This is a genomic window from Microcystis sp. LE19-41.2A, from assembly GCF_027530405.1.
GTDB lineage: Bacteria > Cyanobacteriota > Cyanobacteriia > Cyanobacteriales > Microcystaceae > Microcystis > Microcystis aeruginosa.
Genome location: NZ_JAPZQJ010000429.1, coordinates 1 through 8,678, shown reverse-complemented (window position 1 = coordinate 8,678; position 8,678 = coordinate 1). Strand labels below are relative to the sequence as shown.

Annotated in this window: 7 protein-coding genes; 3 read left to right on the top strand and 4 right to left on the bottom strand. The window is 45.4% G+C overall.

Annotated elements, in window-relative coordinates; all coding sequences use genetic code 11:
• From O9290_RS17815 to O9290_RS17805, 3 genes are all read left to right on the top strand, one after another.
• On the top strand, positions 1 to 211 hold a 211-nt coding region (locus O9290_RS17815), incomplete at its 5' end, for a hypothetical protein (RefSeq protein WP_288059739.1).
• 98 nt (positions 212 to 309) lie between these two features.
• A complete protein-coding gene (aroC, locus tag O9290_RS17810; RefSeq protein ID WP_288059737.1) occupies positions 310 to 1,410 on the top strand; it encodes a chorismate synthase in 1,101 nt (366 codons plus the stop codon).
• Positions 1,411 to 1,423: 13 nt separating this feature from the next.
• Entirely contained in the window at positions 1,424 to 2,626 is a 1,203-nt protein-coding gene (locus O9290_RS17805; protein ID WP_288059735.1) for a glycosyltransferase family 4 protein, read from the top strand.
• Between the two features lie 560 nt (positions 2,627 to 3,186).
• On the opposite strand, the gene eno is transcribed toward O9290_RS17805, so the two are convergent.
• The 4 genes from eno to O9290_RS17785 all read right to left on the bottom strand — a co-directional run.
• Positions 3,187 to 4,485: a phosphopyruvate hydratase gene (eno, locus tag O9290_RS17800; RefSeq protein WP_147069427.1), complete on the bottom strand. Its 1,299-nt coding sequence runs from the start codon at positions 4,483 to 4,485 to the stop codon at positions 3,187 to 3,189.
• 46 nt (positions 4,486 to 4,531) lie between these two features.
• Complete coding sequence (locus O9290_RS17795) at positions 4,532 to 5,293, bottom strand: DUF3887 domain-containing protein (RefSeq protein ID WP_288057294.1); 762 nt, start codon at positions 5,291 to 5,293, stop codon at positions 4,532 to 4,534.
• 115 nt (positions 5,294 to 5,408) lie between these two features.
• A complete protein-coding gene (gene glgX / locus O9290_RS17790) occupies positions 5,409 to 7,487 on the bottom strand; it encodes a glycogen debranching protein GlgX (RefSeq protein ID WP_288057296.1) in 2,079 nt (692 codons plus the stop codon).
• A 506-nt stretch (positions 7,488 to 7,993) separates the two neighbouring features.
• Positions 7,994 to 8,678, bottom strand: a 685-nt coding sequence (locus tag O9290_RS17785; protein ID WP_288057297.1) for a DUF4351 domain-containing protein, incomplete at its 5' end; no start/stop codon positions are given.

Sequence of the window (8,678 nt, the reverse complement as noted above, 5' to 3'; positions counted from 1 at the left end):
TGCAACGTACAGGATTATAAGGAATGAAACTCTTATAGAGAAAGACATTTGGCGATTTTTGTCAATTGTTTTCGATCTAGAGCGAACTAATCAATTAAGTCTCTTGCCAGATAAGGATTTAGTCGATTTATGCTCCCCTATTGAACCATACCAAATAACGAAGAGCCTTTTTAATTTAATTATAACCAGCTACTTAATTCATAATTCATAATTCATAATTCATAATTCCCAACCCCCAAGCCCTATTCCCGAAAAACTGATAACCGCTCAGGTACAATAAAACCTTGAGGCTTAATAAATATTGAGATTATGGGTAACACTTTCGGACGACTATTTCGGGTTTCCACTTTTGGAGAATCTCACGGGGGTGGGGTAGGAGTGGTTATCGATGGTTGTCCTCCGCGCTTAGAAATTTCCGAAGAGGAGATTCAAATCGATTTAGACCGTCGCAAACCGGGACAAAGCAGAATCGTGACCCCGCGCCGGGAAAATGACATTTGTGAGATAATTTCGGGCGTTTTTGAAGGCAAAACCCTCGGTACACCGATCGCTATTTTAGTGCGGAATCAGGATGCTCGCTCGCAAGATTACAACGAAATGGCCGAGAAATTCCGACCTTCCCACGCGGATGCTACCTACGAGGCAAAATACGGCATTCGCAACTGGAAAGGAGGAGGCAGATCCTCGGCCCGGGAAACCATCGGCCGGGTGGCCGCAGGAGCGATCGCTAAAAAAATCCTTAAATCTGTCTATAATGTCGAGATTATCGGCTATGTGAAGCGAATTAAAGATATTGAGGCAATCATCGACCCCAACACCGTCACCCTCGACGAGGTGGAAAGTAATATAGTGCGTTGTCCCAACGAGGAAACGGCCGCCCAAATGATCGCCCTGATCGACCAAATTCGCCTGGATAAGGACTCGATCGGCGGTGTGGTGGAATGTGTAGCCAGAAATGTGCCGAAAGGTCTAGGAGAACCCGTTTTTGATAAGCTAGAAGCCGATTTAGCTAAGGGGATGATGTCCTTACCCGCGAGTAAGGGATTTGAAATCGGATCGGGATTCGCGGGAACCTTCTTAACCGGCAGCGAACACAATGACGAGTATTTTATCGATGATAACGGGGAAATTCGCACCAATAGCAATCGTTCGGGGGGCATTCAAGGGGGAATCAGTAACGGTGAAAATATTATTATCCGCATCGCTTTTAAACCGACCGCGACTATCGGTAAAGAACAAAAAACCGTGACGCGCAGCGGGGAAGAAACCACCCTGGCAGCCAAAGGAAGACACGATCCTTGTGTTTTACCCCGAGCGGTCCCGATGGTAGAAGCGATGATGGCTTTGGTATTATGCGATCATCTGCTCCGTTTTCAGGGACAATGTACGATTAGCGATCGCTTTTTCTAAACCTTTACCCGCGATGAAATTTTTATTCCTTCATTCCAATTTTCCCGCCCAATTTCGCCATTTAAGCACGGTTTTGGCTCAAGACCCCGGAAATCAAGTGATTTTCGGCACTACCAGGCAAGAGGGAGAGATAGCGGGGGTAAAAAAATTTATTTACAAGGAAAGTCGCGCTGTTTCTCCCCAAACCCATCATTATGTCCGTCCCCTCGAAAGTGCGGTTTTACAAGGTCAAGCGGTTTATGGTGTTTGCCAACAACTGAAAAATCAAGGTTTTTATCCCGATATTGTCTATGCACATTCCGGCTGGGGGCCGGGCCTATTTATCAAGGATATTTTCCCGAAAACTAAGTTTTTAGCCTATTTTGAATGGTTTTATCATGCCCATGGTTCCGATGCTGATTTTGATCCGGCGGATCCCCTTAATGCTGATGCCGAGGCCCGGATTAGAATTAAAAATGCCCCGATACTCATCGATCTGGTCAGTTGCGATCGAGGTTTATCGCCGACTATCTGGCAAAAACAACAATTTCCCCCAGAATTTAACTCGAAACTCACGGTTTTACACGATGGCATCGATACAGACTATTTCTGTCCCCGTCCCGATGTGCAGTTAGTGATTCCAGAGATAGGTTTAGATTTATCCGGTGTTAAGGAGATTGTCACCTATGCAACCCGGGGAATGGAACCCTATCGCGGTTTTCCCCAATTTATGACGGCTGTTTCCCTAATTTTAGCCCGTCGGCCTAACTGTCATGTGGTGATTGTCGGTGAGGATCGGGTTGCTTATGGGAAAACTCTACCGGACGGCAAAACCTATAAACAATTGATGTTAGAAAGCCTTTCTTTGGATTTATCCCGGGTGCATTTTACCGGTTCTCTGCCCTACGGTCAATATAAACGGGTTTTACAGGCATCGGCCGCCCATATCTATCTTACTCGTCCTTTTGTGCTTTCTTGGTCAATGTTAGAGGCCATGGCCATGGGTTGCGTCGTGATTGGTTCCGATACTCCCCCCGTGCGAGAATTAATTACTGATGGGGAAAATGGTTTATTAGTGGATTTCTTTTCTCCCCAACAAATAGCCGATCGCGTCGATGAAGTGTTAGATTATCCCCAGGGTTGGCAAAATCTGCGTTTAAATGCTAGGGAAACTATCAAGCAACGCTACGACCTCAAGCAATGTTTACAGAATCATCTAGATTGGTTATTGAGTTGATTTTTCAGTGAACAGTAATCAGTGAACAGTGAATAGTAAACAGTAATCAGTGAAAAGAAAGCTGCGAACTTGCCAGGTAATTAGGGTCTGCTGAAAAAGTTTTTCCTGGGGGTAGGAGTCAGGAGCCGGTCGTCAGGAGCCGGTCGTTTTAGGCTTTGTTGCCATTGTTTTTTGTACCAAGCTATGTACTACAAGAAGGATAATGCAAGGTTTTTGAACGTCCCAATCCTATTTTCGCAGCATGAACATCGGACTTTAACAGGTCAAAAGCTTTATTTTAAAAGGGTTTTACCATTATTCAGCAAACCCTAAATAAATACTTCGCTGAAAAAGGTTCCAGCGAAGTACCACAATAGTCAGTGACCAGTTATCAGTTATCAGTACCCCTAGTGTAACACCTTTGATCCAAAAATCATACCTTTGGGCAGAAAAAGGCCAAAAATAAACACTTCGCCGAAAAGGGTTTCAGCGAAGTACCACAATAGTCAGTGACCAGTTATCAGTTATCAGTACCTTTAGTATAACACCCTTTTTCGATCACTGCAAACTTTTTTCAAATTTTAGGCCAAGAATTTTGGACCCAAACCGACTTTCGGCGCGTACACCGCCCGATCGCCCAATTCTGCTTCGATGCGTAATAAGCGATTATACTTAGCCACCCGTTCACTGCGACTGAGAGAACCAGTTTTAATCTGTCCGGCATTAGTAGCCACCGCCAGATCTGCGATCGTGGTGTCTTCCGTTTCTCCGGAACGATGACTGATGACAGAACGATAACCGTGACGGGTAGCCAGGGCGATCGTTTGTAGGGTTTCCGTCAAAGAACCGATCTGATTGAGTTTAATCAGGATCGAGTTAGCAATACCCAGATCGATCGCTTTTTGCAGACGGATGGGATTAGTCACCATCAAATCATCGCCCACCAACTGAATCCGCGCCCCCAGTTTATCGGTCAATAATTTCCAGTTATCCCAATCTTCCTCGTGTAAACCGTCTTCAATAGAAATAATCGGATAGCGATCAACTAAACTAGCCAAAAAATCCACCATTTCGGCGGGAGAATGGGCAGAACCATCGTAGATGTATTGACCATCCCGATAGAATTCACTGGCGGCCACATCCATAGCTAAAGCCACCTGCGACCCCGGTTTATAACCAGCACGTTCGATCGATTCGATCAAAATATCCAAAGCTTCCTGATTTGAAGCCAAATTCGGAGCATAACCGCCCTCATCGCCCACACCGGTCAGTAATTTGCGTTCGTGCAAGGCCTTACCCAAAGCGGCGAATACTTCCGCCCCCCAACGCAAACCTTCCTTAAAAGAATCGGCCCCGATGGGGAAGATCATAAACTCCTGAAAATCGACGTTATTATCAGCGTGAGAACCACCATTAATCACGTTCATCATTGGGACGGGTAGCACATTGGCCATCGGACCTGCGAGATAACGATAGAGAGGTAATCCCAGATCTGCCGCCGCCGCTTTGGCCGTAGCCAGAGAGACGGCTAGGATAGCATTAGCCCCTAATTCTCGTTTATTGGCCGTGCCATCGCGATCGATCATAGCTAAATCGATACTAGCTTGGTCGAAAGCATTCATCCCCTGCAAAACCGGGACGATTTTTTCGTGGACATTGCGAACCGCTTTCAGGACTCCCTTACCACCGTAACGCTGGGGATCATCATCGCGCAATTCGTGGGCTTCAAAACTACCCGTAGAAGCGCCACTGGGAACCTGGGCCAAACCGAGCGCCCCCGATTCTAACAGCACTTCGGCTTCGATCGTGGGACGGCCGCGGGAATCTAGAATCTCCCTAGCTGCGATCGCTTCGATGGGAACTTCGATTTTATCTAACATAACTTATCGTCTCCAACTCAATTTACGGGGTAATTTCGGCTGATTACTAATTGCCTAAAGGGAAATCCACGTTGACAATCTGCTTTTGATCATCAAAAACGAGGATTAAGGTATCCGTCAGTTTTTCAAATTGAATCGTCACCAACACCAGATCCACACCGTCCGTATCCGAGCCTTTTCTGACCTGAGTTCCCACGATCCGACGCACGGGGCCGGTACGCTTAAGTAAATTCTCCCAAGCACCTTGTACTCTGGTGGGGAAAACCTCAGCTTTCAGGAAAGGGTGTAAAAAACCTCGGGCCAGGCCGTAGTCTTTATTGGCCAAGGACGTGACAAAAGCATCGCCAATCTCAGAAATACTACGAAATTCGGGAAAATCGGCGGCAATTACCTGACCAGACCGGTTAAAGGTAATTACCACATCTTCAGTGAGTTTCTCAAATTCAACGGTGACAATCACCAAATTGGCATTGATAGCATCGAGTAGCTTGCTTTTGACAATGCGCTTAAACGGTCCAGTATTGTCAGTGACTTGGCTTTCCCAGACCTTTTGCAGTTTTTCGGCAGTCCAGAGGGGTTTTAGTTGGGGTGACAAAGCTGCAATAACTTTGTCGTATTGTTTAGTTCCCAACCATTCTACTAACTGCCGAGCTTGCTTTTCTTCTCGGACGGGATCACCAATAGCGATCGCAGTTGGTTCTAGGTTCGCCTGTACCGGTGAAACGCTGAACGCGGTCCAAGGCAGGGAAAAACCAATTAAACACAAAGAGAGAATCGATACCCGTTTCGCTAATGAAAGCCGCATCATTTCAGCTATTGCTCCGCAAATAAATAACGTTTTTCCACTTGACGATTGAATTGATGCCATTGTTCATTAGTTAAAGCATTCAACATCGGTCGATCGAGCAATATCTCTCCTCTTGTTATACTGGTTTAACGATTAAGACTACCGCCGAACGCGCTTGCACCCGATAGGTTTCCGATTCAATAGCGGCTGCGGCATCTAAATCACAGGCTGCCTCGGACAATTGCCAAGCAGTATCGATGACGCGATGCCATTTTTCCCCTTGTCCCAAGGGGGGTAACTGGAAGTTGAGAGATTCCCAGTAAGCGTTCAGCATAATGTGTAAATACTCGTTCGCCTTGGGATGACGCAGGGAAAAAGCTAAACTGTGGGAATCTTCCGACCAATCGGGTTTACTCAACTGTACGCCATGCCAACTGAGATGGGGTTCAAGACTGGTATAGGTGACTTCTAGCAATTTTTCCTGACGGAAAAGAGCTAATTTTTGATTAAAATCGATCAGTCTCCTTACGAAACACCAAAGATCGAACTCTTGCTCTACCGCACTCCAATCGAACCAACTTAACTGGTTATCCTGACAATAGGCGTTATTGTTGCCCTTTTGGGTGCGTCGCACTTCGTCCCCCATCAACAGCATAGGTGTTCCTTGGGAAATAAACAGGATCGTTAAGAGATTTTTTATTTGTTGCAGTCGCAGGGTTTTAATCCTCTCGTTATTGGTTTCCCCTTCTACCCCACAATTCCAGCTAAAATTATCGTTGCAACCGTCCCGATTCTCCTCGCCGTTAGCCTCGTTGTGTTTCTCGTCGTAGGAAACTAGATCGTTAAGGGTAAAGCCGTCGTGACAGGTAACAAAATTTATACTTCTATTGACATCGGTATCGGGTCTGTGGTATATGTCGGGGCTTCCTAAAATCCGCGCCGCTAATTTGCTGACTATGCCGGTATCTCCCCGGACAAAAGCGCGCACATCATCGCGAAAAGGACCATTCCACTCGGAAAACCAATCGGCAAATTCAACAAATTGACCGACACTATACAATCCTGCTGCATCCCAAGCTTCGGCGATTAATTTTGTGCCGGCTAAGACCGGATCCGATTCGATCGCCCAGATCATGTTATAACCTTTTTGCAGAATCGGTTCCCCGTCCACATTGCGCGATAATACGGCCGCCAGGTCAAAGCGAAAACCATCGACGTGCATTTCCGACACCCAATAGCGCAAACAATCGAGAATCATTTTGCCAACAATGGGATGACTGCCCTTGAGGGTGTTACCACAGCCGGTATAGTTGCTATAGAGGCTTTTATCTTCCCCGTCGAGGATGTAGTAGGTGCGATTATCGATACCTTTCAAGGAAAGAGTCGGCCCGGTTTCGTCCCCCTCGGCGGTATGATTGAAAACCACATCGAGAATCACTTCGATCCCCGCTTTGTGTAAAGCTTTCACCAGATCCCGAAATTCATTCAAAGGACCCAGGGGTGAGCGATCGCTACTGTAACCGGCATGGGGCGCAAAAAAGCCGATCGTGCTATAACCCCAATAGTTAGTTAACCCCGGCATAGCGGCAGCGGGATCAAAGTAATGAATCGGTAACAATTCCACGGCAGTAATGCCTAGGTTGGTCAAATAGGGTATTTTTTCGATTAATCCCGCAAAAGTACCTCTTTTTTCCTCGCTAACGCCGGAATTCGGGTTACGAGTAAAACCACCGACGTGCATTTCGTAGATCAAACTGGCAGAGTAGGGAGTGCGTAGCGGTGCGTCATCTTCCCAATCGTAGCGGCCTGGATCCACTACCAGACCCCGCAAAGCTCGATGACAATTATCGCCTTTTTCGCTGGCAGCTTGTCGATCATAAATTTCCGCACCGACAATCGCTTTCGCATAGGGATCGAGAACTACTTTATCAGGATCGAAGCGATGACCCTGGTCCGGATTATCCGGACCATAGACTCGATAAGCATACACTTGACCGACTCCAATGCCGTGAACGAAAATATGCCAATAGAAAAAAGTGCGATTTTCTTGGGGATTCAGACGAATAATTTGACTAGGTTGCGGGGAATTGGCATCATCAAATAATAATAATTCTATGGCAGTGGCATACTTAGAAAATAGTGAGAAGTTGACACCATCGGCCAAGACAGTCGCACCGACGGGATGGCTTTTACCGTGATCGGTTTTTAAGGTCATTGTCAAGAGATAAGAAGTGATTAGGAGTAGTATAAGATTATTCGGCGTTGCTGAATCAAGCTATGAATGCCAAATGTGTGTCCTATCCAAAAGTTATACCAAATCCGGTTATTAAAAACTGATTAAGTAGGGAGGCACAATTATTTGTAGGATGGGTTAGCGGTAGCGTAACATAATCGGGCGTTGGGTTTCATGCTTCAACCCAACCTACGTTCATCTTATATTTAATTCCACCCACCCACTTATTTATTTACCCTTTTGCCTCTTGCCTGTTGCCTATTGCCTCTCCTGATATGTAGCCTATACTCAACGGATTTAGTATTAGTTTTGGTCTAGGTTTTAAAAATATCACAAAAGAATGTTCAGAACTCAAATCAGCAACGCCAGATTTTAATGGAGATGGCGTGATTAATTTCCAAGACCTTGCCCTATTCAATAAAGCTCTCAATTTCCCGATAGATAAAGAAAACAATTAGAGGAGTTTTAAATGGCCTTTCCCGAAGATTTTAGGCTTGATTAAGCCAATTGATTAAGTCAGCTTGAGTCTCAAAGTCTAGCAATGCTTCTCCTAAGTCTTCTAATTTTTCTACTGAGAGTTTTTGGATAGTTTCAGTGATATGCGGGGGAAGTTCACCAAAACGTCGTTTAAGTAAGCGTAGCACTAGGTTGGCTTCTCCTTGTTGAATCCCTTCGATTCTACCTTTTTGAATTCCGATAGCTTCTCCTTGTTGAATAGCTTTTTCTCTATCTTGTTCGTATAAAGGGGCTAAACGCATAATAAATTTCCTCTCCTCCTGGGTTCTTTTGGGTAAGGCTTGCAAGTTTCTACTCAAATTGTATAATAATTTTAAGGAAGCTGATTTAAAGGGATGATGAGGAGACAAGGCCTCTAATTCATCAATCGCTCTGGTTCTAGTTCCTCCTCTGCCTAATAATCTTAACCAAAGGGTTTCAGGGGTTTCAGGTAATTGATGCAGGACAATAAGGGATGTATTTAATGCTGGAGGTAAAAAATAAATTCCTTCTCCCCAATCTGGGTTTAATTGACCTGAAAAAGCAGTTATAATCCTCTGACTGGCAGTAGGAGTTAGTATCCATAGTCTAGGAATATTTTCTGCTAATAAGGGTTGTTGATGACGGTGAGCTTCTCTTTGTAATTGTTCCCGCACAGTCAACAGTTTAGATAAACAA